At 48.8% G+C, this 24,256-nt stretch carries 23 protein-coding genes and 1 tRNA gene; 14 read left to right on the top strand and 10 right to left on the bottom strand.

Going from position 1 to position 24,256, the window contains the following annotated elements:
* Window positions 1-89 precede the first annotated feature (89 nt).
* Complete coding sequence (locus ABD028_RS20955; RefSeq protein ID WP_102794805.1) at window positions 90-707, bottom strand: c-type cytochrome; 618 nt, start codon at window positions 705-707, stop codon at window positions 90-92.
* A gap of 219 nt (window positions 708-926) precedes the next feature.
* Here ABD028_RS20955 and yihA point away from each other — a divergent pair, with 219 nt between their 5' ends.
* The gene (gene yihA / locus ABD028_RS20950) at window positions 927-1,550 is read left to right on the top strand and encodes a ribosome biogenesis GTP-binding protein YihA/YsxC (protein WP_102794806.1); all 624 of its coding nucleotides are present in this window, start codon (window positions 927-929) and stop codon (window positions 1,548-1,550) included.
* Window positions 1,551-2,008: 458 nt separating this feature from the next.
* On the opposite strand, the gene polA is transcribed toward yihA, so the two are convergent.
* Window positions 2,009-4,747 (bottom strand): DNA polymerase I, encoded by a 2,739-nt coding sequence (gene polA / locus ABD028_RS20945; RefSeq protein ID WP_343847334.1) that lies wholly within the window; start codon window positions 4,745-4,747, stop codon window positions 2,009-2,011.
* A gap of 399 nt (window positions 4,748-5,146) precedes the next feature.
* On the opposite strand from polA, the gene elbB reads away from it, so the two are divergent.
* On the top strand, window positions 5,147-5,800 hold the full coding sequence (gene elbB / locus ABD028_RS20940) for an isoprenoid biosynthesis glyoxalase ElbB (RefSeq protein WP_102794808.1): 654 nt from the start codon (window positions 5,147-5,149) through the stop codon (window positions 5,798-5,800).
* Between the two features lie 9 nt (window positions 5,801-5,809).
* Window positions 5,810-6,442, top strand: coding sequence for a helix-turn-helix transcriptional regulator (locus tag ABD028_RS20935; protein ID WP_343847333.1), 633 nt, complete (start codon window positions 5,810-5,812; stop codon window positions 6,440-6,442).
* A gap of 76 nt (window positions 6,443-6,518) precedes the next feature.
* On the opposite strand, the gene ABD028_RS20930 is transcribed toward ABD028_RS20935, so the two are convergent.
* Both ABD028_RS20930 and ABD028_RS20925 read right to left on the bottom strand, forming a co-directional pair.
* Entirely contained in the window at window positions 6,519-7,898 is a 1,380-nt protein-coding gene (locus ABD028_RS20930) for a M16 family metallopeptidase (RefSeq protein WP_343847332.1), read from the bottom strand.
* On the bottom strand, window positions 7,882-9,216 hold the full coding sequence (locus ABD028_RS20925; RefSeq protein ID WP_343847331.1) for a M16 family metallopeptidase: 1,335 nt from the start codon (window positions 9,214-9,216) through the stop codon (window positions 7,882-7,884). The genes ABD028_RS20930 and ABD028_RS20925 overlap by 17 nt, the downstream gene beginning before the upstream one ends.
* Before the next feature lie 150 nt (window positions 9,217-9,366).
* On the opposite strand from ABD028_RS20925, the gene ABD028_RS20920 reads away from it, so the two are divergent.
* The 4 genes from ABD028_RS20920 to ABD028_RS20905 all read left to right on the top strand — a co-directional run bounded on the left by ABD028_RS20920 (window position 9,367) and on the right by ABD028_RS20905 (window position 12,858).
* Entirely contained in the window at window positions 9,367-9,807 is a 441-nt protein-coding gene (locus tag ABD028_RS20920; RefSeq protein ID WP_343847330.1) for a hypothetical protein, read from the top strand.
* A gap of 7 nt (window positions 9,808-9,814) precedes the next feature.
* Window positions 9,815-11,266, top strand: a complete 1,452-nt coding sequence (locus tag ABD028_RS20915; RefSeq protein WP_102794812.1) for a TrkH family potassium uptake protein — start codon at window positions 9,815-9,817, stop codon at window positions 11,264-11,266.
* Window positions 11,267-11,431: 165 nt separating this feature from the next.
* Complete coding sequence (locus tag ABD028_RS20910) at window positions 11,432-12,679, top strand: EAL and HDOD domain-containing protein (RefSeq protein ID WP_102794813.1); 1,248 nt, start codon at window positions 11,432-11,434, stop codon at window positions 12,677-12,679.
* A 92-nt stretch (window positions 12,680-12,771) separates the two neighbouring features.
* Window positions 12,772-12,858, top strand: a tRNA-Leu gene (locus ABD028_RS20905).
* A gap of 118 nt (window positions 12,859-12,976) precedes the next feature.
* On the opposite strand, the gene trkA is transcribed toward ABD028_RS20905, so the two are convergent.
* From trkA to def, 4 genes are read right to left on the bottom strand one after another with little or no spacing between them, the layout of a single operon-like run.
* Window positions 12,977-14,356 (bottom strand): Trk system potassium transporter TrkA, encoded by a 1,380-nt coding sequence (trkA, locus tag ABD028_RS20900; protein ID WP_102794814.1) that lies wholly within the window; start codon window positions 14,354-14,356, stop codon window positions 12,977-12,979.
* Window positions 14,357-14,400: 44 nt separating this feature from the next.
* Complete coding sequence (rsmB, locus tag ABD028_RS20895; RefSeq protein WP_343847329.1) at window positions 14,401-15,693, bottom strand: 16S rRNA (cytosine(967)-C(5))-methyltransferase RsmB; 1,293 nt, start codon at window positions 15,691-15,693, stop codon at window positions 14,401-14,403.
* Window positions 15,690-16,625: a methionyl-tRNA formyltransferase gene (fmt, locus tag ABD028_RS20890; protein WP_343847328.1), complete on the bottom strand. Its 936-nt coding sequence runs from the start codon at window positions 16,623-16,625 to the stop codon at window positions 15,690-15,692. Before fmt ends, rsmB begins: the two co-directional genes overlap by 4 nt.
* Window positions 16,626-16,631: 6 nt before the next feature.
* Entirely contained in the window at window positions 16,632-17,141 is a 510-nt protein-coding gene (gene def, locus ABD028_RS20885; protein ID WP_102794817.1) for a peptide deformylase, read from the bottom strand.
* A 219-nt stretch (window positions 17,142-17,360) separates the two neighbouring features.
* On the opposite strand from def, the gene ABD028_RS20880 reads away from it, so the two are divergent.
* Genes ABD028_RS20880 through hemF form a run of 6 tightly spaced genes read left to right on the top strand, consistent with a single transcriptional unit; the run spans window position 17,361 to window position 22,206 of the window.
* A complete protein-coding gene (locus ABD028_RS20880; protein ID WP_343847327.1) occupies window positions 17,361-18,434 on the top strand; it encodes a LysM peptidoglycan-binding domain-containing protein in 1,074 nt (357 codons plus the stop codon).
* A 21-nt stretch (window positions 18,435-18,455) separates the two neighbouring features.
* A complete protein-coding gene (gene dprA, locus ABD028_RS20875; protein ID WP_343847326.1) occupies window positions 18,456-19,568 on the top strand; it encodes a DNA-processing protein DprA in 1,113 nt (370 codons plus the stop codon).
* A gap of 1 nt (window position 19,569) precedes the next feature.
* Window positions 19,570-20,046: a DUF494 family protein gene (locus tag ABD028_RS20870; protein WP_102794820.1), complete on the top strand. Its 477-nt coding sequence runs from the start codon at window positions 19,570-19,572 to the stop codon at window positions 20,044-20,046.
* Window positions 20,047-20,106: 60 nt separating this feature from the next.
* The gene (locus ABD028_RS20865; RefSeq protein WP_343847325.1) at window positions 20,107-20,658 is read left to right on the top strand and encodes a DNA topoisomerase family protein; all 552 of its coding nucleotides are present in this window, start codon (window positions 20,107-20,109) and stop codon (window positions 20,656-20,658) included.
* Window positions 20,659-20,706: 48 nt separating this feature from the next.
* Complete coding sequence (tsaC, locus tag ABD028_RS20860) at window positions 20,707-21,273, top strand: L-threonylcarbamoyladenylate synthase type 1 TsaC (protein ID WP_343847324.1); 567 nt, start codon at window positions 20,707-20,709, stop codon at window positions 21,271-21,273.
* Between the two features lie 9 nt (window positions 21,274-21,282).
* Window positions 21,283-22,206: an oxygen-dependent coproporphyrinogen oxidase gene (hemF, locus tag ABD028_RS20855; protein WP_102794823.1), complete on the top strand. Its 924-nt coding sequence runs from the start codon at window positions 21,283-21,285 to the stop codon at window positions 22,204-22,206.
* Here hemF and ABD028_RS20850 read toward each other — a convergent pair.
* Window positions 22,197-22,622: a group II truncated hemoglobin gene (locus ABD028_RS20850; protein ID WP_102794878.1), complete on the bottom strand. Its 426-nt coding sequence runs from the start codon at window positions 22,620-22,622 to the stop codon at window positions 22,197-22,199. The genes hemF and ABD028_RS20850 overlap by 10 nt on opposite strands.
* A 13-nt stretch (window positions 22,623-22,635) precedes the next feature.
* Between ABD028_RS20850 and aroE the strand changes: the two genes are divergently transcribed.
* Window positions 22,636-23,457, top strand: a complete 822-nt coding sequence (aroE, locus tag ABD028_RS20845; protein WP_343847323.1) for a shikimate dehydrogenase — start codon at window positions 22,636-22,638, stop codon at window positions 23,455-23,457.
* Here the strand turns inward: aroE and ABD028_RS20840 are convergent.
* A complete protein-coding gene (locus ABD028_RS20840; RefSeq protein WP_102794825.1) occupies window positions 23,448-23,981 on the bottom strand; it encodes a gamma carbonic anhydrase family protein in 534 nt (177 codons plus the stop codon). The two genes, aroE and ABD028_RS20840, sit on opposite strands and share 10 nt — an antisense overlap.
* Window positions 23,982-24,256: the final 275 nt, after the last annotated feature.

Here is a 24,256-nt window from a genome sequence, read left to right as displayed (position 1 = left end):
TTGGTGTTTTCGTAAAGATGTCTAGACAGGTTGTCTTTGGTTTACAAAAAAGCCGACCAGTAGGTCGGCTTTATTTCTGTACTTTAAACTCAGTACAGACCACCCACGTATTTTGACAGCAGCTCAATATCCGCATCTGTCAGGCGCATGGCGATATCGTGCATCATTCCGTTGGGGTCATTATTGCGCTTACCAGCACGAAAATCTTCCAGTTGTTTTTTCACATAAGTCGCATGCTGGCCACTTATGTCTGGGAATTTGGCTAAACCCATGCCGTCACCCCTTGGGCCGTGACAGGCCGCACAGGCGGTAATTCCGCGTTCCAGATCACCACCCAGAAACAGCTTGGAACCTGCTTCGATAACATCTTCGGGTGTACTACCTGCATTGGCTTTTTGCTCTGAAAAGTAGGCGGCCAAATCTTCGATGTCCTGATCAGACAATGGTGCTGCCATGCCTGACATTACTGGATCGTAGCGCCCTTGCTCACCATTACTTTGCGCACCTAAACGCAGATCCTGTAGCTGTTTGACGATATAACTGGCGTGTTGGCCAGCAATACTGGGGTACATGTCCATTGCACTGTTACCATCAGCACCATGGCAGGCTGCACAGGTCATTGACTTGGCTTTTCCCGCTTCAGCGTCACCGGCGGCGATTACCGGCAGGCTTAAAGTGAGGCAAAGCATCAGGAAGATCTTTTTCATAATAATTCTCGTTGAGCTTTATGTGGGCTGGCTACTGGTCTTGCCGTATTTTACACATTTAATCCCGCAGGAAAATATTTTCCCGTTGATTTGTAGGGTTTTAACTGGCTTATCAAGCTCTGAATCGATGACAATGTTATACTTTGCGCCTGAATATGGCAGTTTGCCATCGTTATCCATATTAAGTCATAAAGGCCATGCGGCCTGTCGGGAGACAATGTGAGTCATTACAGCCACGCCAAATTTTTGTTAAGCGCCCCGGATATCCGGCATCTTGGCGATGACCAGGGCATTGAAGTCGCATTTGCGGGGCGTTCAAATGCAGGTAAATCCAGTGCCTTGAACCGCATTACCAGGCAAAAGGGGCTGGCGCGCACCAGTAAAACGCCCGGCCGCACGCAACTGATTAACGTATTTTCTCTGGACACGGAACGACGCCTGATCGATCTACCCGGATACGGTTTTGCTCAGGTGCCGGTGGAGATGAAAATAAAGTGGCAAAAGGCCTTAGGGGAATACCTCCAACAACGTAAAAGTCTGAAAGGACTGGTGGTCCTGATGGATATTCGTCATCCATTTAAAGATTTGGATCAGGAACTTATCCATTGGGCTGTGCAAAGTAAGTTACCCGTGCTGGCGTTGTTAACTAAAGCCGACAAGCTCAAGTCGGGGCAGCGTAAGGCCCAGTTATTAATGGCACGGGAAGCCAGTCTGGCCTTCTGTGGCGATGTTCAGGTGCATGCATTCTCTTCATTGAATGGATTTGGCTTGCCGGAAGTGGAGTCGATTTTGAATCAATGGTTTGGTCTTCCGGATAAACAAACAGTACCGACACCAGCCTGATTCAACTCTCGCCAGCCTCCGCAACTACCTGATTACCCATAAAAAAAGCCCCATCCAATGGATGGGGCCAGACACAAACTCAGGGACACACACATAAACCGTATATTCAGACGCTGATGTTGCTGAAAAGTTCAGAAGAAAATCGATTTTTTATAAAAAAGTCTGGGTGTGCTTTTCTTAACGCATTGTTGAAGGGGGCATCAAGGCTCCTGTTTCTCCATGAACCCAATGCATACGACCGCCAGGGAGGGCGGAAGTGACGAAAACGCAGGGGCTGTTTTTCGTGCCGTTCATTCTGAACATAAAAAAAGCCCCGGCAATGCCGGGGCCTAAAGCAAAGGTCTGAAAGATAGAACATCTTACCTCTGTACCCTACAGCTTGAATAATAGCCATGTTCCGGATAAAAGCAAGAGGTTTTTGTAACTAAATTACATTGCGTTGATTTCGACCGTTTGGGCTAGTGTGCCTCATCCCAGTTGGCTCCTATGCCAGCTTCCACTACCAGAGGAACCGCCAGGGTTGCAGCATTTTCCATCAGGCTAATGATTTTTTGTCTATTTTCTTCCAGGTTTTGTTCTTTTATTTCAAATACCAGTTCGTCATGTACCTGCATAATCATCCGCACTTCTCCAACGGGGAGTTGGTCAATCCAGGCATCTACTGCCAACATGGCCTTTTTGATGATATCTGCCGCAGTTCCTTGCATGGGCGCATTAATAGCCGCTCTCTCAGCCCCTTTGCGACGGGCAGCATTGCTGGATTTGATTTCGGGCAGATAGAGGCGTCTGCCAAACACGGTGCTGACGTAACCCTGCTCTTTCGCTTGTTCTCTGGTGGTTTCCATATACTTCAATACGCCAGGGTAGCGCTCAAAATACAAATCCATGTAACTCTGGGCTTCGCCTCGCGGAATATTCAACTGCTGAGACAAACCAAAAGCTGACATGCCATAAATCAGTCCGAAGTTGATGGCCTTAGCGCTGCGTCTTTGCTCGGCTGTTACTTCGTCCAGCTCCACCCCAAATACCTCGGCAGCCGTTGCCCGGTGAATATCTTTACCTTGTGAGAAGGCGCTCAGCAGACCTTTATCTGCAGACAAGTGGGCCATAATTCGCAGCTCTATCTGAGAGTAATCCGCTGCAACCACTTTATAGCCTGGTGAGGCAATAAAGGCCTGTCTGACCCGGCGACCTTCCTCGGTACGGATTGGAATATTCTGCAGATTAGGATCGGTAGATGACAATCTGCCAGTGGCTGCTACCGCCTGATGATAAGAAGTATGCACCCGGCCGGTTTTTGGGTTGATCATTTTGGGCAGTTTGTCGGTGTAAGTGTTTTTGAGCTTGGTCAGCCCCCGGTACTCCATCAAAAGCTTAGGCAGAGGATACTGATTGGCTAACACCTGCAGCACATCTTCAGATGTCGATGGCACACCTTTGGGGGTTTTTTTAATCACCGGCAGGTTCATTTTCTCAAATAAAATTTCCTGCAACTGCTTGGGGGACCCCAGGTTGAACTCTTGCCCGGCCTGCTCATGCACTTGCTTTTCAAGTTCCATAATGCGTACGGCCAGTTGCTGGCTTTGCTCGTTGAGCTTCTGGGCATCGATTAATACGCCTTGAACCTCCATCTTTGACAGCACGGTTGCCAGAGGGATCTCGATATCAGTGAGGACGGCACAAAGGTCTTGGTTTTGTTCCAGAGCCGGCCACATAGCCTGGTGCAACCGCAGCGTAATATCGGCATCTTCTGCGGCGTATTTAGCTGCCTGCTCCAGCGGAATTTGGTTAAAGGTTAGCTGTTTGGCTCCTTTACCAGCGATATCTTCAAAATGAATGGTCTGATGACCCAGATGGCGTTCAGCCAGGCTGTCCATATCATGGCGACCGGCCACACTGTTGCTTACGTAAGACTCCAGCATAGTGTCAAAGGCAATACCTTTGAGGTTTATACCATGGTTTGCCAGCACATTTTTATCATACTTAATATGTTGACCTACCTTGCGACACTGTTCATCTTCCAGCAGTGGCTTTAACTGCTGTAATACCCATTCCTTGTCCAGTTGCGCCGGTGCATCCATATAGTCGTGGCCCACGGGCAGGTAGGCCGCCTGTCCAGGCGCGACGGCAAAGCAAAAGCCCACCAGTTGGGCCTGCATATAATCCAGACTGGTCGTCTCAGTATCCAGTGCAATCAGAGGAGCTGACTTTAACTTATCCAGCCACAGGTTGAAGTGTGCCTTATCCAGGATGGTTTCATAATCTTCTGCGCTAATCTCCGTTGCTACCTGCGTTTCTGGCAGGGCTTGGTCTTGTTCCTGGCCCAACTCTTCCAGCCAGCGTTTAAATTCGAACTCGCTATACAAACTGGCCAGTCGTGGTTTATCTGGCGTGGTAGGCAGCAACTGTTCGGGACTAACAGCTAATTCGACATCGGTTTTTATTGTAGCCAGCTCGTAGGATAACCTGGCCTGTGTTTCATGCTCCTGCATCTTGATGGCCATGGTTTTGGCGCCCCGAAAGTCCAATTGCGCTATTTCATCGAGTCTGGCATAAATTTCCTCTATGCCACCCAAACCTTGTAGCATCGCCAGCGCGCTTTTGTCACCCACACCAGGTACACCGGGAATATTGTCAACTTTGTCGCCCTTCAGGGCCAATAGATCAATGATTAGATCTGGCGGTATACCAAACTTCTCAACGACGCCCTGGGGGTCCATCAGGGTATTGGTCATGGTGTTGATTAAGGTAACCTTATCGTCCACCAACTGGGCCATATCTTTGTCACCAGTACTAATCAGCGTTGGAATGCCGGCTGCACTGGCCTGTCGGGCCAATGTGCCGATAACATCATCGGCTTCGACTCCTTCAACCACCAGAATAGGCAGTCCCATCGCTTTGATAATTTCATGGATTGGCTCTATCTGCACTCTCAGGTCATCCGGCATCGGCGGGCGTTGAGCTTTATATTCTGGGTAGATGTCATCCCTGAACGTTTTGCCTTTGGCATCAAATACCACAGCCATATGCGTGGGATGATATTGCTTGATTAGGCTGCGCAACATATTGATAACGCCGTAAACAGCATTAGTGGGTTGGCCCTTGGAGTTGGATAGATCACGTATGGCGTGAAAGGCTCGGAACAAATAAGAGGAACCATCTACTAGAATCAGAGGATAAGTGGGTTTTGTCGACATGGTCTTGAGCTCTGGCTGAGAATGCTGGCTAGGATGCCATAAGCGATGACGTTGAGCTATGCCAAGGATTATCCACAGACTTTACAACCTGTGGATAAGGTTGTTGATTAAGTTTTCCTGCATAACATAACGCACCTCGCCTATACAAAAGCAAAGTGTTGGAAAGTCTTATAAATACTGGCTTATGAAAAAAACAGGGGACCGCAGGACCTGTTATTTTTTTTATAATCCTTTGTGGATAATCCTGCAGCCTGGAAATTGCACTTGGCCGCAGGGGAGAGCTACTCTACCATACCCAAAGTCGAAGAAAAGCCTTGATTGATTAATTTTTAGATTGATTGGCTATGTGGTTTTGAAGCAAATAGCATAAGCCAGTATTGACGGGCATTGGAGCGAAAAATGAGCAAAGTGGCGATTTTATTGAGTGGGTGCGGTGTATATGACGGGGCGGAAATTCATGAATCCGTATTGACCATGCTGGCCCTTAGCCAGCGAGGTGTGGCATACCAGTGTTTCGCTCCGGATTTGCTCCAACTGCATGTCATCAACCATCGCACTGGCGAAGTGGCCGAAGGTGAGCAGCGTAACGTATTGGTGGAAGCTGCGCGCATTGCCAGGGGCGATATTTTGCCCATCAGCGAGCTTGATCCTGCTGAATATTCTGCACTGTTCGTGCCTGGCGGTTTTGGCGCAGCAAAAAATTTGTGTGATTTTGCTGTCAATGGGAAGAATTGTGAGATTCAGCCGCAGGTCATGGAGGTATGTCAGGCATTTGCCAACAGTGGTAAACCCGCTGGCTATATGTGTATCGCACCGGCATTGGCTGCCAGGGTGTATGGTCAGCAGGTAAAGCTAACAATTGGTAATGACCCGGCTACGGCAGATGCGCTTGTTGCAATGGATGCAACCCATGTGAGCTGTCAGGTGCAAGACATTGTTGTGGATGAATCACGAAAACTGGTAACTACCCCAGCTTACATGCTGGCGCAAAATATTGCAGAAGCGGCAGTGGGTATAAATAAGCTGGTAGATAAGGTTTTATCCTTGGTATGAGAATGCTCCGTGCAAGCCAGCAGCGATAAAATTCTGTACCTGCTTAAAAACCGGGGTGAGATGACCGCCCGGCAATTGGCTGATGCTTTACAGATGACGGCAATGGGGGCCAGGCAACATCTGTTGCAATTAGCCCGACAAAACCTGGTCAGTCACTTTTCCCGCCAGGGTCAGGTGGGTCGTCCCAAGCAGTTTTGGCAGTTGACCGAGCTTGCCCAGCAACGCTTTGGGGATATGCACGCACATCTTAGTCTGCAATTATTGGCGTCGGCAAAGCAGGAGTTTGGCGAGCAGGGATTGGAGAAGATTATTCGTCGCCGCGAAGCGACCAGTCGAAAGGAGTATCTGGCAAGCATGCAGGGGCTCGAAAACATCACCGATAAACTAATGTGTCTGAGTGAAATTCGCAGCCGGGAAGGGTACATGGCCAGTTGGCAGGAGGAGCCGGGCCGCGGCTATTGGTTTATGGAAAACCATTGCCCAATCTGCACCGCAGCCAATCAATGCCAGCAGTTTTGCCGCTCGGAGCTGGAACTTTTTCAGGCCTGCATTGGTGAACAGTATCATGTGCAGCGTATGGAGCATATTCTTGACGGAGCCAGACGCTGCAGCTATCTCATCACAAAAAAACATTCTAAGTAAAAAAACAAATGGCCAAATCAAGGTGTTGATTTGGCCATCAGGATGTCAGCTTTTAATAAACCCTAAAGGGTACAATTCACTCTTGTGTTGGCTGAATACTGGCCTGTTGCATCTGACCATAGTCTTTCAAGCTTTCGCGAATTGCATCGGCACGACCCACTACCACAAATTGCAACTGCGCTTTGGGGAAGTATTTGTTCACCAGTTGTTTTGCTTTGTCTGGTGTCAGGGCATTTACCTGGCTAGAGAAGTTATTGATAAAGTCCTCGTTAAAGCCATACACAAACATAGACGACATCAGATTTGCCAATTGAGTAGAGGTCTCATAGCGCGGTGGGAACTGACCTTTTACATAGGCCTTGGCTGACTCCAGAGTTTCCTGGTCTATGCCTTTTTCCCATAACCTTTGGTATGTCTGCAGGGCCAAGTCTATGGCTTGCTTGGTGGTTTCGGTTTTGGTGAAGGTGGAAATATAAAAGCTGCCACTTTGCTGATAGGCTTCAAACGTGCTGCGTGCGCCATAGGTCAGACCAGAATTAACGCGTAATTCATCGTTAAGCCATGATGTGAAGCGCCCACCTAATACGGTATTAATCACGCTTACGGCTACGTAATCAGGGTTGCTCATGGCAATGCCAGGCCCACCAATCATAAAGGTACTTTCTACGGCATCTGCCTTATCCACCAGCATCAACTGCGCTTGTGTGGGAAAGGTCGGCGCTGTAATTGCGGGCATGGCTTCAGTGTTACCCTGCCAATTTGCAAAGAGCGACTGCAGTTTTTTCTTAAGCTGTTCAGTATTAAAATCTCCCGCCACGATGACAGCGGTGTTGTCGGGCTTGTACCAACGCTGATGGAAGTCCTTAATATCCTCAAGCTCAATAGTGGCTACCGACCGGCTGGAGCCGTCTACCTGTGCAGCATAGGCATGCCCTTTGAAAAGTTGGGCATTGAAGTAGTCTTTAATCACCGCCTTTGGGCTTTCTGCTTTTTGCTGCAGACCAGCCAGGTAACGTTGCTTGTGATTATTGAATTCCTGTTGATTGAATGCCGGTGTCAGTAAGCTGTCACGAACCCAACCCAATATCTGATCAAGATCCTTACTGGCGGCAGAAGCCTGTATTGTTGAATACTCCAGCATGGCATCGGCATCTAATTCGGCGCCAATAAAATCCAATTTGGCTTCGAGCTCCGCGCGAGACAGAGATTGCGTGCCAAGCAACAGGTTTGCCGCCGTTAATTTGGCCTGACCTGCTTTTTGGTCAGCAGTGGCACCAGCTTTCACAGTGATATACAGGTCTACCAAAGGAACTTCATGTTGTTCCATCAGATACAAGGTCAGGCCATTTTTAAGCGTGACTTTTTCATAAGCTGGCAGCACAAATTCTGCCGCCACACTAGCCAGGCTCAGACTGCAAAGTAAAACGGAAATAATAAACTTAGAGATCGTCTGCATGGCTGTCCTCCTGAGCGTCTAAGATGCCGACTGTGCGGTTGGCCTTTTTAAGATATTGTTTGGCTACACGTTGAACATCTGTCGTTGTCAGACTTTCCAGTTTTGCCGGGGCATCAAACAGCGCCTGATAGTCACCAAAATACATTTCGTAGGTACCCAAGGTGTTGGCTTTACCATTGATGGTGGACATCTCCCGATAAAAATCTACCAGGCGACGGTTTTTGACCTTCTGCAATTCTTCTTCGCTGATGCCTTCCTGTTTGATTTTTTGCAACTGGGCGATAATGCCTTCCTCCAGCTTATTGGCATCGACACCGGGATTGGCCACGGCATAAATATAAAACAGGTTAGGGTCAATGGACTCTGGGAAATAGGCAAAAAGCTCGGTGGCCAATTGTTGCTCGAACACCAGGCTACTCTGCAGTCTGGAGCTATTGCCGGTGGACAGAATATCCGCCAGTACCGCCAACGCATAATAATCCTCGTGGCGTGAATTGGGCACATGAAAGGCCATCATCAGATTGGGGCTGGAAACCGAGGCTTTGTGCAAATACACCCGCCGTTCACCTTTCTGTTCTGGTTCTACGGTGTGCACTTCTCTGGGGGGCTGCTGGGCCGGGATGGGGGCGAAATGCTTTTCCGCCAATGTCTTTACTTCGTCCAGGGTCACATCGCCCGCTACCACCATAACGGCGTTATTCGGGGCGTAATACGTTTTGTGGTATTGAATAAGGTCATCCATTGTCCAGTTAATGATGTCAGACTCGTGACCTATTACCGACCAGCTATAGGGGTGCGCGCGAAAAGCACTGCCCTTCACCTCTTCCCAGATTGCGCGGAAATTGGAATTCTCCAGCCCTGTTGAGCGTTCGGACATGACCACGCCTCGTTCGCTCTCCACCATTTGCGGGTCAATCGCCAGATGCTGGATACGATCCGCTTCCAGTTCAAAGATTAAGTTCAATTGGTCAGCCGGAAACCAGTTGGTGTATACCGTCAGGTTTTCAGTGGTATACGCATTATTACTGCCACCTGCAGCCTCCATGGTACGGTCAAACTCTTTTGGGCCGTATTTCTTGGCACCATTGAACATCATATGTTCAAAGAAATGCGAAAGCCCGGTGATACCCGGATACTCATTGCGTGAACCCACACGCCAAAACAGATAAGAATTGGCATTTGGAATGGAATGGTCCTCCAACACCAGAAACTTCATGCCATTTTGCAGTGTAAAACTTTTCACTTGATCCTGCTTTGGCGACGCTAAGGCGGGCATGGCCAATAGTATCAGCAAGCTCCATATTGATATTCTTTTCATCCGATTCTCCGTAGGGTAGGGATCCAAGTAGTGTATGTTTAGCGGAGGGACTGTACCAGAGGTGCTCTGTAAGAAACTTTGTAAACTGCGTCGCAATCATCAAATTGGGCTTTTGATTTCCACCCAGTCGGTCAATAATTGGATACTGAATTGGCAATCTTACTCAGTATCATGCAACAGCGTGTATATCTGGCAGGCAATAACGCTCAACAGCTCCGGGCACTCCGGGATGTGCTTGTGTCCAGACAGTTGCCGATAAACTTTTTTCATGCCTTGTCTAACCAAGACGTTGGTGGGACAAGGCTGCAGGTAGATGATATTCTCGCCGAGCGATTGTGTCTGAGCATAAACCAGTCATTACTTGAAAGTGCAGACTGGTTGGTGTTTATGCTAAGCGGGCCAAATGATGCACAGCAAATGGCTGGAGATATTGTCAGGGCGATGGCAAAGGGCAAGCGGGTCATACTCGTACACCGTAAAGAACAAAGTGAGCTCTTCCACTACCTCGACCAAACCGCGCTATTTGTAGCGAAAGATCATTTTCAACTTCTGGAATATCTGGAGCGGCAAACGACAGGGGCAGTTAGCTAAGGACAACATGCAGTACCGCACAATAATCAGAATTCTCGGCTTGTTGGTTGCCTTATTCAGCGTAACCATGATTCCTCCTGCTTTTGTTTCGTTAATTTACGCAGACGGTGGTGGTCTGCCTTTTTTACTGGCGTTCTTTTTGTGTTTGGTGACGGGCCTTTTGTCCTGGTATCCCAACCGGGCACATCGTAAAGAATTGCGTGCTAAAGAAGGTTTCTTGATCGTGGCGTTATTCTGGACGGTACTGGCCAGCTTCGGCGCTTTGCCATTTTTGTTACTCGAACAACCTCAGATGTCGGTAACTGACGCCTTTTTCGAATCTTTTTCCGGCTTAACCACTACCGGGGCGACAGTAATAGAGGGAATAGACTATCTGCCTAAAGCCGTGCAATTTTATCGCCAGCAACTGCAATGGTTGGGGGGAATGGGCATCATTGTGCTGGCTGTGGCGATTCTGCCAATTCTGGGGGTCGGCGGAATGCAGTTGTATCGGGCAGAAATTCCCGGCCCGGTGAAAGATTCTAAGATGACTCCGCGGATTGCCGACACGGCCAAGCATCTTTGGTTCATATATCTGGGATTAACCATCGCTTGCATGCTGGCGTACTGGGTGGCAGGTATGAACTGGTTTGACGCTATCTGCCATGCTTTCTCAACGGTAGCGATAGGGGGGTTTTCAAATTATGACGCCAGCCTGGGATATTTTGACAGCTCAGCAATTAATTTGGTCTGTGTGGCATTTTTGTGGATCTCAGCCCTAAATTTTGCTCTACATTACAATGCGTTCAGCAATCGCAGCATAAAAGTGTATATACATGACCCTGAGCTGCGCGCATTTTTCATCATCCAGTTTGTACTGGTGGCGATTTGTTTTGCCACGCTGACGGCACATAACTGGTATAGCGACGTTGAAACTGCTTTGGATCAAGCCTTGTTTCATGCGGTTTCTATCAGTACTACCGCAGGTTTTGCGACAGACAGTTTTGCCAGTTGGCCAGTTTTTTTACCTATCTTGTTAATCTTTGCCAGCTTTATTGGTGGTTGCGCCAGCTCTACCGGTGGTGGCTTGAAGGTTGTGCGGGTACTGCTGCTTTACCTGCAAGGCAAGCGGGAAGTGGACAGACTTATTCATCCCAAGGCCATTTATTCCGTGAAACTGGGTGACAGGGCTTTGCCAGACCGAGTGGTTGAAGCAGTATGGGGATTTTTTTCCGCCTATGCCCTGGTGTTTTTAATTATTATGATCGCGCTGGTGGCAACCGGCATGGACAATATCACGGCTTTTTCTGCAACGGCCGCTTGTTTGAATAATCTCGGACCGGGCCTGGGCGCGGTGGCGGCGAACTTTGCGGATGTGACCGATGCGGGGAAGTGGTGGTTAGTATTGGCCATGTTATTTGGTCGTCTGGAAGTATTCTCTTTGCTGGTGTTGTTTTCACCGACCTTCTGGCGCAGTTGAGTCAGTTAGCGGCAGGTTGGAGATCCGCATCCCAGCTGCAGCTGATATTGTATGATAGCGCTGGTTTTCTAAGCGCTATCTGATACAGTCTGTTTGTTTACACTTTGCATACAATAGCGGGCTTGCTGTAAGAATGCCGAAGGCGGACCGCTCGGGGGTTAGAATATGTTTGCTTATATAGCCCGCCATCCCATTCTGGACAGTGACAGGAATGTCTTTGCCTATGAACTGCTATTCAGGGATGGCAGAAAGAACTGTTTTCCGGATATCCGCCCTGACGAGGCCACTTCAAAGATTCTGACTGGTAGTCACCTGACGTTGGGGTTAGAAGATATAGCCTGTCATAAAACGTCGTTCATTAATTTCCACAAAGAAACCTTGTTGCATGGTTTTCCCACCATGTTGGATCCTGAGTCTGTAGTAGTGGAAATCGTTGAAACTGTGCCTACCGACAACAATATGCTGGCAGCCTGTAAACAAATAAAAGACCAGGGCTATAAGCTGGCACTGGATGACCATAACTTTGACCCAAAGTGGGACATGTTCCTGCCCTATGTGGATATTATCAAAGTTGACACTTTACGCAGTGACTACGAGACCATTGCCCGTAACATTGCCAAGTTTAAGCAAGCCAAGGTGCAACTGGTAGCCGAAAAAGTTGAAACCTACGAGGACTTCAATCGTTTCAAAGAACTTGGTTTTGACTACTTCCAGGGCTTCTTCTTTGCCAAGCCCGAGGTTATTCGTCAGCGTAACCTGCCGACCTCCAAACTTGCCCTGTTGGAATTACTGCAGGAGAGCAGCAGCAGAGACTTTAATTTTGAACGGGTCAACGCCATATTCGAAAGGGATGTAGGCCTGTCATACATGTTGTTGCGGTTTATTAATAACCCAACCATAAACAAACGCTACAAGATCTCGTCCTTGCGCCATGCCCTGAATTATCTGGGGGAAGTGGAGCTGAAGAAGTTTATCTCTATTCTGGCCCTGGCCAATATGGGTGAAGAGAAACCCATGGAGTTATTGCATCTGTCTTTGGTCAGGGCTAAGTTCTGCGAGTTGGTGAGTTTGGCCAAGAAAGATCAGGATAATCCTCCAAAAGGCTTTTTGGTTGGCTTGTTTTCTTTGTTGGATGCTTTGCTTGATCAGAGCATGGAGCATTTAGTGGAAAAATTGCCAATTGATGAAGAAATCAAACAAGCCTTGTGTGGGCAGGAGGGGCGTTTGAAGAATTATCTTGGTTTGGCCAGAGCATTTGAAAGTGCAAACTGGCTGGCGTTGATTAAATTGTCCGGACAGTTAGACCTGAGCCAGAAGATGTTACATGGGCTTTTCAACCAGGCCATTGTCTGGGGAAATGAAATTCGCCAGACGGTATCACCGCATTTTCCAAAATCGCAGGTTAAAAGTTGAACGCCAAGGTGAAAAAACACGCGAACGACATAAAAAGTTCATAACGAGTGTTGACAACCAGAGCGTGACTCAATAAAGTACGCGCACTTCTCGCCCAGGTGGTGGAATTGGTAGACACGCTAGCTTCAGGTGCTAGTGGCCGAAAGGCCGTGGAGGTTCAAGTCCTCTCCTGGGCACCAATTCTCGGAAAAAGCTCTAAACGTAAGTTTAGAGCTTTTTTCTTTTCTGCCGTTTGATATCTGATGCTGCGCAGCCCGCAGCCCGCAGCCCGCAGCCCGCAGCCCGCAGCCCGCAGCCCTAGCCAAAAAAGAAAGCGCTGGGCTGGAACAACTTTTCAACATCGCTGATAAACTTCTTGTCTACCAGAAACAGGATGACATGATCATCGGCCTCAATCACCGTATCCCCGTGAGCGATAATGACCTCGTCTTTACGCACCACAGCACCTATGGTGGTGCCTGGCGGTAGTTTTATATCATTGATGGTTCTGCCCACCACTTTGGATGTATTGGCGTCACCATGGGCTATGGCTTCTATCGCTTCGGCCGCGCCACGTCGCAGTGAATAAACGTTTACTACGTCACCACGGCGCACGTGTGTTAACAGCGCTGAGATGGTGGCTTGTTGCGGCGATATGGCGATATCGATCTCTCCACCCTGAACCAAATCCACGTAGGCACTGCGCTGAATGAGCACCATGGCTTTTTGCGCACCCATACGTTTAGCCAGCATGGCAGACATAATATTGGCCTCATCGTCGTTGGTAACGGCAATAAATACGTCTATCTGCTCAACCTGCTCCTCCAGAAGCAGTTCCTGGTCGGATGCATCGCCGCAAAAAACGATGGTCTTTTTCAGATTGGAAGAAAGATAGCGGGCTCTTTCCTGACTGAATTCGATCAGCTTGACCTGGTGCTTCTCTTCCAACTGCCTGGCCAGACCCGCACCAATAAGACCACCGCCTGCAATCATGATACGTTTATAGCTGGCTTCGAGTTTTTGTAACTCACTCATCACCGCACGTATGTGTTTGGTGGCAGCGATAAAGAACACTTCGTCATCTGCTTCTATTACTGTGGTACCCAGCGGGCGAATGGGCTTGCCTCGGCGATATATCGCCGCCACCCGGGTTTCCACATTCGGCATATGCTCTTTCAGGGCTGATAGTGCATGGCCAACCAGCAGGCCACCGTAATAAGCCTTAACGGCCACCAGACTGACTTTGCCCTCGGCAAACTCCACGACCTGTAATGCGCCCGGGTAATCAATCAGGCGTTTTATCGCGCGGGTCACCAATTGCTCCGGGGCGATCAGATGATTCACCGGAATATCCGAGTGTTTAAACAATTGTTCCTGATAAACCAGGTACTGTTCAGAGCGGATTCTGGCGATTTTGGTTGGCGTTTTAAACAAACTGTGGGCAACCTGGCAGGCCATCATGTTGGTTTCGTCGCTGTTAGTTACCGCGATCAACATGTCGGCATCTTCTGCACCGGCTTTTTTCAGAATATCAGGGTGGGAGCCAAAACCGGATACCACCTGCAAATCCAGGCGGTCTTGCAGATTACGTAATATATCGTAATCGGCGTCAATCACGGTGATTTCGTTTTTTTCGCCTACCAGATTTTCTGCCAGAGTTCCGCCTACCTGGCCTGCACCCACAATGATTATCTTCATAACCCGCTATTCTTGTTGTTAACCCATAACAGTCATGGGTTGGATTAAGACTTTATCAGCCTCGCGTAATAGAAGCCATCCATCTGCATTTCGCCAGGCAGTATCTGCCAGCCTGGATTATCGATATTGTCTGCCTCGTGCAGGGGGGACAATCTGGCATCTGCCTGACATTGCAGGAAGGCTGTGATCTGTTGTGCGTTTTCTTCCGGCAAAATAGAGCAGGTTGCGTATAACAGGGTGCCGCCAGGCTTCAACAATGCCCAAATCGCATGCAGGATTTTTTGCTGCAATTGCGCCAGATTTGCAATATCCGCCCCTTTGCGCAGCCACTTGATATCCGGATGACGGCGAATTACGCCTGTGGCAGAGCAGGGTGCATCGAGTAGGATCCGATCATACTGTTTGCCGTCCCACCAGTCTTCGGGGTTGGCAGCGTCACCACACACAACCTTGGCCTGGTGTCCAAGTCTTAGCAGGTTTTCTTCTACCCTTTGCAATCTGCCCGGGTCACAATCCATTGCCGTGCAATGAATATCTGGCTGATATTCCAGCAAATGACAGGTCTTCCCACCTGGCGCTGCACATGCGTCAAGGATGTGCTCACCTTTCTGTGGAGCCAGCAGTGCAGCAGCCTGCTGAGCGGCACCATCCTGAGCAGCAAACCAACCTTGTTGGTAGCCCGGCAACTGAGTCAAATCCATTCCTTTGGTTAATAACAGCGCTTGCGCAGGTAGGCCCTCTGACAAATAAGTAATGTCGGCCTTGTCTAACTCCGCGGTGAAATCGTCTTTGCTGATGCGGGTGGTATTGACCCTGAGCCAGATTGGCGCCTTAGTGTTCATGGCCGCACTGATTTCATCCAGTTGCTCTGGATAATGCTGTAACAGCTTTTTGTATAGCCATTTGGGGAGCCCTGAGAGGATCTGTTTATCGTCAGGCAAGTTTTGTTGCAGATTCTGGCGAATAAAATTGCGCAAACAAGCATTAACCAGGCCTTTCAATCCAGGACATTTAAGGTTTTGGCAGGCTCCTACTGTTTCTGCCACAGCAGCATGCTGAGAAACCCGACTGAAAGCCAACTGATAAAAACCCAGCATAATGAGGTGTTCTACCGCTTTCTGGTTGGACTTTAACGGCTTCTCAAGTAATTGCCTCAGCCAATACTGTAACAGCGGTAGTTGACGTAGAACCCCGTACAACATTTCCTGCAACCAGGCGCGGTCCTGCTCTTTATGCTGGCTTTGCAGCTCAGGTAGCAATTCCCGCAGGGATTTGCCTTGCTCCAGTACCTGAAAAAGTGTTCTGGCTGCATCAGCTCTTAGCGATGTAGTTTTCAAGACAGTCTGTTTCCGGCTTCAAACAAGTCTTTTCTGGCATTCAGAATATCCGCCACAGGCATGGCTTTTTTGCCTGGCAGTTGCAGGATTTGTATGCGCAGAGCTTGGTTGCCTGTTGCTACCAACAGCCCTTGTTTGCTGACATCCAGTATTTGGCCGGGTTGCCCCTTGCCTGACTCAACCTGTGCTTGCCAAACTTTAACCGGTTGTCCTGCAAGTTCAAAAAAGCACACCGGCCAGGGATTAAAGGCGCGTGTATTGCGTTCTAACTGCAATGCATCCAATGTCCAGTCAAGGCGAGCTTCATCCTTACTTAACTTTTCTGCATAGTTGGCCTGAGCGTTATCCTGAATTTCAGCCTTCAGATTGTCCAATTCATGCAACGTGGTTAACAGAGCCTTGGGGCCTAGCTCGGCCAACTTTTCATACAAGCTGGCACTGGTATCCTGCTCGCCAATAGGCAAGCTGGCTTTATACAACATCGCACCGGTATCCAGGCCCTTATCCATCTGCATAATGGTGACGCCTGTGTGTGTGTCTCCTGCCCAAATGGCTCGCTGAATAGGTGCTGCGCCCCGCCATCTGGGTAACAATGAACCATGAACATTCAGGCAGCCGAGTTTAGGCATATCCAAAACCGCCTGTGGAAGAATAAGTCCGTAAGCAACCACTATCATTATGTCGGCTTTTAATTCGGCCAATTGTTGCTGTGCATCGGCCGTTTTCAATGTCTCAGGCTGGAATACGGGTATGTCATGTTCCTGTGCCAGTTGTTTAACCGCACTGGCTTGTAACTTCTTGCCTCTTCCTGCCGGGCGATCCGGTTGGGTATAGACCGCGATGACATTATGCGTAGAACCCAACAGGGCCTGTAAATGCCGGGCGGCAAAATCTGGCGTGCCGGCAAAAATCACGTTTAGTTTTGTATTCACTGGATATCAGACTCTTTCCAACTGACGGGCTTCTTTTTCCAATTTTTTGCGAATACGCTGGCGTTTCAGCGGGGACAGGTAGTCAACGAACAGCACACCACGCAGATGGTCAAGTTCATGTTGGATACAAATTGCCAGTAAGCCTTCTGCTTCAAGGGTAAACTCTTTTCCATCTCTGTCTAAAGCGGTGACTTTGATTCGCTCCGCCCGGTCTACCTTGGCATAATTGTTGGGAACAGACAGACAACCTTCTTCACTGATGGTGGAACCCTGCTTCTCGGTAATTTCCGGGTTAATAAAGACCAGTGGATTGTCTTGTTCTTCAGACACATCCATGACTACCAGGCGAATATGCTCATTTACCTGGGTGGCGGCTAAACCTATACCATTTTCGGCTTTCATGGTTTCAAACATGTCGTCAACCAACCGACGGATGTCAGCATTGACTTCCTTGACTGGCTTAGCAACGGTACGCAGGCGCTCATCCGGAAAGCGCAGAACTTCTAATTTGGCCATCTTATATTCAGCTACACTAGTTAATGGATCCAAGCATATGGAATCTCATACGAAATGCCACAACGGGCTATTTAATACTTGGTTTTAATGGTTATTCTAGCCCAATCGCCAGCAAAACATAATAGCCTGGCGATATTGATAAGGTATGAAGAACACCGCGGTAACTGTTTGGGTTAGCGGCTATTCGGGACAGAGCATGCAAGGCTCAGTGGGGGATTTATGCGACTTAAGTTGTCAATTGGGTTGGTATGGTTATGGCTCGTGCCAGCCTGGTGTATGGCCGTCGATATTAAACCCGATGCGCCGAAAACCTATGTAGTAAAGCAAGGAGATACACTCTGGGATATCTCTTCTCTATATCTGCAACAGCCATGGCTTTGGCCGCAATTATGGCGACACAATACGCAGATTAAGAATCCTCATCTGATCTATCCAGGGGACGAACTTAAACTGGAGTGGGGAGCGGATGGCGAGCCAATGCTAGTGGTCAATCGCAATGGCCAATCCAAGGCTGAATTCAAGTTGTCGCCTGCAGGCAAGCGCCTGGAGAAAAGCGCTGACCCTATAGCGGTGTTGCCCTGGACTGTGATTGAGCCTTTTGTCGAGCATGGCTTGGTGATGGCAGAGGAAGAATACGAAGCCTTGCCTAAGTTGCTTGGTGATTATGATGGCGGTGTGCGTTATGCCACCGGGGACCTGGTGGTGGGACAGCAGGGAGAAACAGAATCGCCCTTGATGCTGTTACGTCAACAAAATATCTTGTATGACATGCAGGACAATCCTATTGGTGTGCAGGTCCGCCATGTAGCAGATGCCTCGCTGTTACCTACAGAGCAGCAGGCCCTGATGCTGGTAGATGTAAAAGATGCCAATTTCGAGGCCGTGCAAGGGGATCGTCTGACTGCTAAAGCCCGGCTCACTGGCATGCAGGATCTGCAGTTGCAGGCGGCAACCGATGTGCACGGTTTTATTATCGGCAATCTGCGGGAACACAATTTGATGGGTAAGCTGGATATCGTGGCCCTGGATTTGGGGGCAGAGCAGAATGTTCAGGCTGGCACAGTGATGGGCATTTACCAACAAGGTCCAACAATTAATGAAGCTGACAAGCCCAGGTATGTAGAAAGCAATAGTTGGCTGTTTGGCATGGTAGAAAATGACGATGTGTTAACCGCACCACCACTAAAGGTGGGGGAGTTGGTTATTTTTAAGGTGTTTGATAACACCAGTTATGCGCTAATCGTTAAGGCATCAAAAATCATTAAGCGGGGTGCTTTAGTCGCGCACCCTTGATTGGTCATTGCAGGGACTGGCATGACAAACGAAGACAATATGATGGCCTGGCTGACGTTGGATCAAATGTCAGGCTTAAGTGGCGAGCTGTTGATAAAACTCCTGCAAGACACAGGAGGACATTTGCCGTTGCTTTTGCAATGGGATGCTAAGCAGTTGCGCCGCTGCGGGTTACATGAAGAGCAAATACGACAACTGAAAAATCCCAATCAAAGATGGATCGCCGACTCGTTAGACTGGCTCAGCAAAGACGCGCAACATTTTCTTCTGCCTCTGTCAGACAAACGCTATCCCAATCAGCTCAGGCAATTATCCCGCCCGCCACTTTTGCTGTTTGGAAAGGGGCAAGCTGATATTTTAGATTGTCCTCAACTTGCTATTGTCGGTAGTCGCAGTCCTTCTTCCAGTGGCCAGCAGAGTGCCTTTGAGCTTGCCGGACAGCTATCCCTCGCCGGGCTTATTGTGACCAGTGGCCTTGCTTTGGGTATAGATGGCTGGGCGCATAAAGGGGCTTTGAAGGTTAATGGCAAGACTATTGCCGTACTTGGTTCTGGCCTGGCTAACGTTTATCCGCGCAGGCATCTTGCTCTGGCAAATCAAATCAGTGAATGTGGTGGCTGTTTGTTGTCTGAGTTTGCACCTGGTCAATCCGCCTTACCGGAGCACTTTCCCAGACGAAATCGTATTATCAGTGGACTGAGTCTGGGTACGCTGGTGGTTGAGGCTGCACTGCGCAGTGGTTCACTGATTACCGCTCGTTATGCATTGGAACAAGGGCGGGACGTATTTGCTGTGCCCGGAAATATATACAATCCCCTAACGGAGGGTTGTCATTATTTAATCAAACAAGGTGCTAAGCTGGTGACGGCTGTTGAAGATATTCTCGAAGAATATCAAAATCTTGCTCTTGAAGTTCAAAATCAGGGCCATCCGTCCTCAGAAAAAAGTAGCGGGAATGGCTTGGCAAAGGATCCATTGTTGGTTAGTGTAGAATTTGAAGTCACATCTATTGATGTGATTGCACAGCGCAGCGGCATGCCGGTGACACAAGTGCTTGCACAATTACTAGAATATGAGCTGCGTGGCCTGGTAGCTGCCGTCCCCGGTGGTTACGTCAAATTGAGGGGAAAATAGTATGTTTGACATCCTCATGTATCTGTTCGAGAACTTCATCCACAGTGAAACCGAAATTCGTGTCGATCAGGACGAGTTGACCGAAGAATTGGTGCGTGCCGGATTTCATCATGATGAAATTTACAAGGCATTATCCTGGCTGGAAAAATTGGCTGCCTTACAGGAATCGGATACCAATCCGTACCTGGCGCATATGTCTGCCATGCCGGTTACTCGCATCTATACCCAGGAAGAGGAGATGCGTTTAGATGTGGAATGTCGTGGTTTCTTGATGTTTCTTGAGCAAATCAAAGTATTGGATGCCAGTACCCGTGAGATGGTTATCGACAGGGTAATGGAAATTGATGCTGCTGAATTTTGCCTGGAAGATCTCAAATGGGTGGTATTGATGGTGCTGTTTAATGTGCCAGGCAAAGAAAATGCCTATGCCCAGATGGAAGATCTGCTGTTTGAGGAGCCAGAAGGCCCACTGCACTAGTCGTACCTTTTCTACAACGCTTAGATATTAAGCGAGCCCCGATTATGACATAATCCGCTTATGTCAAAGATAGATCACTCACTTTTTAACGCCGATGAACATGCCCTGCAGCATGCTTATGGTAGTTGCCCGCAGTGTCAGGCTAAGCTGCAGATCCGTTCCGGCAAAAGCGGCCCATTTTTGGGCTGCAGTCGCTACCCGGCTTGCCATTTCAGCAAGCCCCTGCATGAATATCAAAGCCATGAGGTGAAAGTGATCGAGGGGACCGCCTGTCCGGCGTGCCATTCACCACTGGCGGTAAAGAAAGGGCGCTTTGGTCTGTTTATTGGCTGTACTAATTTTCCTGATTGCCACCATATAGAGAAACTTGAGCAGCAAGAAGACGAGCAGCTTGGATGCCCTGTCTGCCACAAAGGTAAGTTGCTGCGGCGCACCAATAAGTTTGGCAAAAGCTTCTATGCTTGTGACCAATACCCCCATTGTCGTTACCTACTCAACTTACCACCTGTTACCAAAACCTGTCCGGTTTGTAACTGGCCCTTGATGGTACGAAAAGGCAATATGCTGATTTGCCCTCAGAAGGCTTGCCAACATAAAATGGCCAGTGAATAGTACTTCTATCTTCTGTTATTAACATGCCGCCTAATTAGTGAAACGGTAATGAGTAAACACATTTTGAATATTGATGCTGAGTTACACCGAGTGTTTTATCAGGGCGAGGTGCTGGCCTACCCTACGGAGGCCGTGTTCGGCCTGGGGTGTGACCCTGATAATGAGGCAGCGGTTTTTAACATTCTGGCGTTAAAGCAGCGACCGGTGGAGAAAGGTGTCATCCTGATCGCCAGTCATTTTTCCCAGCTACTACCCTACATAAATGACAACGCTATTCCCATGGACCGGCGCACCCAAATCATCTCCAGTTGGCCTGGGCCCTATACTTGGTTGTTACCTAAATCTGAACGGGCACCAGATTGGATCACAGGTGGTTCGCCATTGATCGCGGTGCGCGTGTCTGCTCACCCGGTTGTCAGGACATTGTGTGATTTTCTCGATAAGCCATTGGTGTCGACCAGTGCAAATCTGGCTGGACAGGAACCGGCCCGAACTGTGGAAGAGGTAGCCCGAATTTTTGCAGGGCGCGTACATATTGTTCAGGGGGAAGTGGGTCAGCAGGCGCAACCTACACAGATTCGCAACGGACTGACCGGCCAGGTCGTCAGAGCATAGGAACGGCAGATGTCGCAAATTAATCTTGATCAGGTTAAACAATTTTTATTGGGCTTGCAGAATAGTATTTGCCAGACCCTGGAGCTGGTCGATGGCAAAGGTAACTTTGTTGAAGATAACTGGCAGCGTCAGGAAGGCGGCGGTGGCAGAACCCGGGTGATGCGTAAAGGCCAGGTGATAGAACAGGGGGGGGTGAATTTCTCACATGTATTCGGTCAGCAGTTGCCGCCCTCGGCCACGGCTGCCCGCCCAGAGCTGGCTGGCCGCAGTTTTCAGGCCATGGGGGTATCCTTAGTAATACATCCTCACAATCCTTTTGTGCCCACTTCACATGCTAATGTACGCTTTTTTGTGGCGGAAAAAGCAGGTGAAGCACCGGTATGGTGGTTTGGTGGTGGTTTTGATTTGACACCTTTTTATCCCTTCAAAGAGGATGTGCTGCATTGGCACAATGTCGCTCGTAACCTTTGCCAGCCATTTGGCGAAGATGTTTATCCGAGGTATAAAAAGTGGTGTGACGACTACTTCTTCCTTAAACATCGGGGTGAGACTCGCGGTGTGGGGGGGCTGTTCTTTGATGACCTCAATGAGTGGGGCTTTGAGAAGAGCTTCGCTTTTATGCAAGCGGTAGGTAACGGCTATCTCGATGCTTATGTGCCGATTATTGAAAGTCGTAAACAATTGGCTTTTGGTGATCAGGAGCGTGAGTTTCAGTTATACCGGCGTGGCCGTTATGTGGAATTTAATCTGGTATACGACCGTGGCACCTTGTTTGGCTTGCAAACCGGCGGTCGCACAGAGTCTATTCTGATGTCTATGCCACCACTGGCCCGCTGGGAATATGACTATTCACCTTTGCCGGGTAGCCGTGAAGACCAGCTTTATCAACATTATCTTAAAGCTGTTGACTGGTTGGCTGAGCCTCAGTCCTGATTTTTCATATGCTGCGCCAGAGGCACCAGATTCTGCCAGATAACCTGGCGCAGCCGTGAATCCGCCACACAATCCTCTAATGCCTGATTCATACAATACAGCCATTGGTTGATCATCTGTTGATTAATCTTTGCATGTAAGTGTCTGGCTCTGAGCCTGGGATGCCCGTACTTTTGCTCAAATAAAGGTGGCCCGCCCAACCAGCCGCTCATAAATTCATAGAACTTTTGTCTGGTCTGGGTTAAGTCCGCTTGGTGAATAGCCAATAACTCGCTGGCTTTCGGGTCGCTTTGCATAATGTCATAGAAGCGATGGCAGAGTTTGTAGGTTGTGTCTTTACCACCAATCAGGTCATACAGGCTGGTGGGTTTGTCGTTAGCCTGTTTCTGGGTTAGGCTCGCAAGCCAATCTGTCATCTTTTTTAATACCATGGATCAATACGCAGTCTTCGGTAACCCTATTGCGCATAGCAAGTCACCCTTTATTCATAAGATGTTTGCCGAGCAGACCGGGCAATCTTTGCACTATGCTGCGATCTTATCACCCTTGGATGGCTTTGCGGAAAGTGTAAGTACCTTCATTGCCTCTGGTGGGCGAGGCGCTAATGTCACAGTACCTTTCAAAGAACAGGCTTTTAAGCTGGTCGAACAGCTTTCACCGGCGGCCAGGCAAGCCGGTTCGGTGAATACATTAATTTACCAGGATGGAAAGCTACTGGGAGACAATACCGATGGTATTGGGCTGGTGAAGGACCTGCTGTTTAATGGTGTTGGGTTAAAAGATAAAGCAGTACTTATTTTAGGTGCTGGTGGGGCGACCCGTGGTGTGGTGCTGCCCATTTTGAAACAACAGCCAGGCATGCTACATATCGCCAATCGTACAGCGGCTAAGGCTGAGGAGCTGGCGCGCCATTTTTGCCAGTTTGGGCCGGTAACGGGAAGTGGATTAGAAGCGATACCCCCTATGGCCTTTGATGTGGTAATTAACGCTTCATCTTCCAGCTTATCTGGTGAGTCACCTGATATAGCCTCTTCTTATATAGCTAATCAGCCCGTCTGTTACGATATGGTATATGGCAAAGAAATTACTGCATTTAACAATTGGTGTGCTGCACAGGGGGCTGGATTAACCTTGGATGGCCTTGGCATGCTGGTGGAGCAGGCGGCGCAAAGTTTCTACTTATGGCGTGGGATTATGCCTGACACACAACCAGTTCGTCAGGCATTAAGGATGTCGCTTTCTCAAGCCTGAGCCAGGTAATCGTCTTTTAGCTCCACATAATTAATGGCAGATTGTTTAAGAAAGGTCTGCTCGGCTTCGGTGAGTTTGCGGGCCTGTTTAACCGGGCTGCCTACATATAGATAGCCTGATTCGAGAGCTTTACCTGGTGGCACCAGACTACCGGCACCAATAAACACATCATCCTCAACGATGGCGCCGTCCATAATAATGGCGCCCATTCCCACTAAGATACGGTTGCCCAGTGTGCAGCCATGCAACATACACTTATGACCGACAGTGACATCGTCGCCTATTATCAGCGGATACCCAGCCGGATGCTGCGTCGACTTCCTCGTTACGTGTAGTATGGTACCATCCTGAACATTAGTGCGAGCACCAATGCGGATATGATTGACATCACCGCGGGCCGCAACTAATGGCCAAATACTGCTGTCATCACCTAATTCAATGTCACCTTTTAATACTGCACTGTCATCAACGTAACAATTTTTGCCAAGTTTGGGATATGCCTTCTTATAAAATCCTAAGCTCATTTCACTCTATTCCGCTGTTTGAACAGAGGAATAGTAGCAAAAATGGACGTTTAATGCCTTAAATGCTCAATAACTCGCCAAACGATAAATTTTCTTAAAAAACCTGTTGACGGTTGTGCGGAAATCTCTAGAATGCGCACCACTTCGACGGGGCAGGCAGAAAGGTCTCCCAGTCAGCCAGGAAGGCAGGAAGATTCAAGGAGCGGCAAGCAACGAAATTTAAAAAAGTTGCTTGACACAGAAACCGGATGGCGTAGAATGCGCGTCCCGCTTGA

It is taken from the genome of Bowmanella denitrificans (assembly GCF_039522935.1).
Classification (GTDB): Bacteria; Pseudomonadota; Gammaproteobacteria; order Enterobacterales; family Alteromonadaceae; genus Bowmanella; species Bowmanella denitrificans.
The sequence above is the reverse complement of the archived record's forward strand: the minus strand, read 5'-3'. Positions and strand labels throughout refer to the sequence as shown.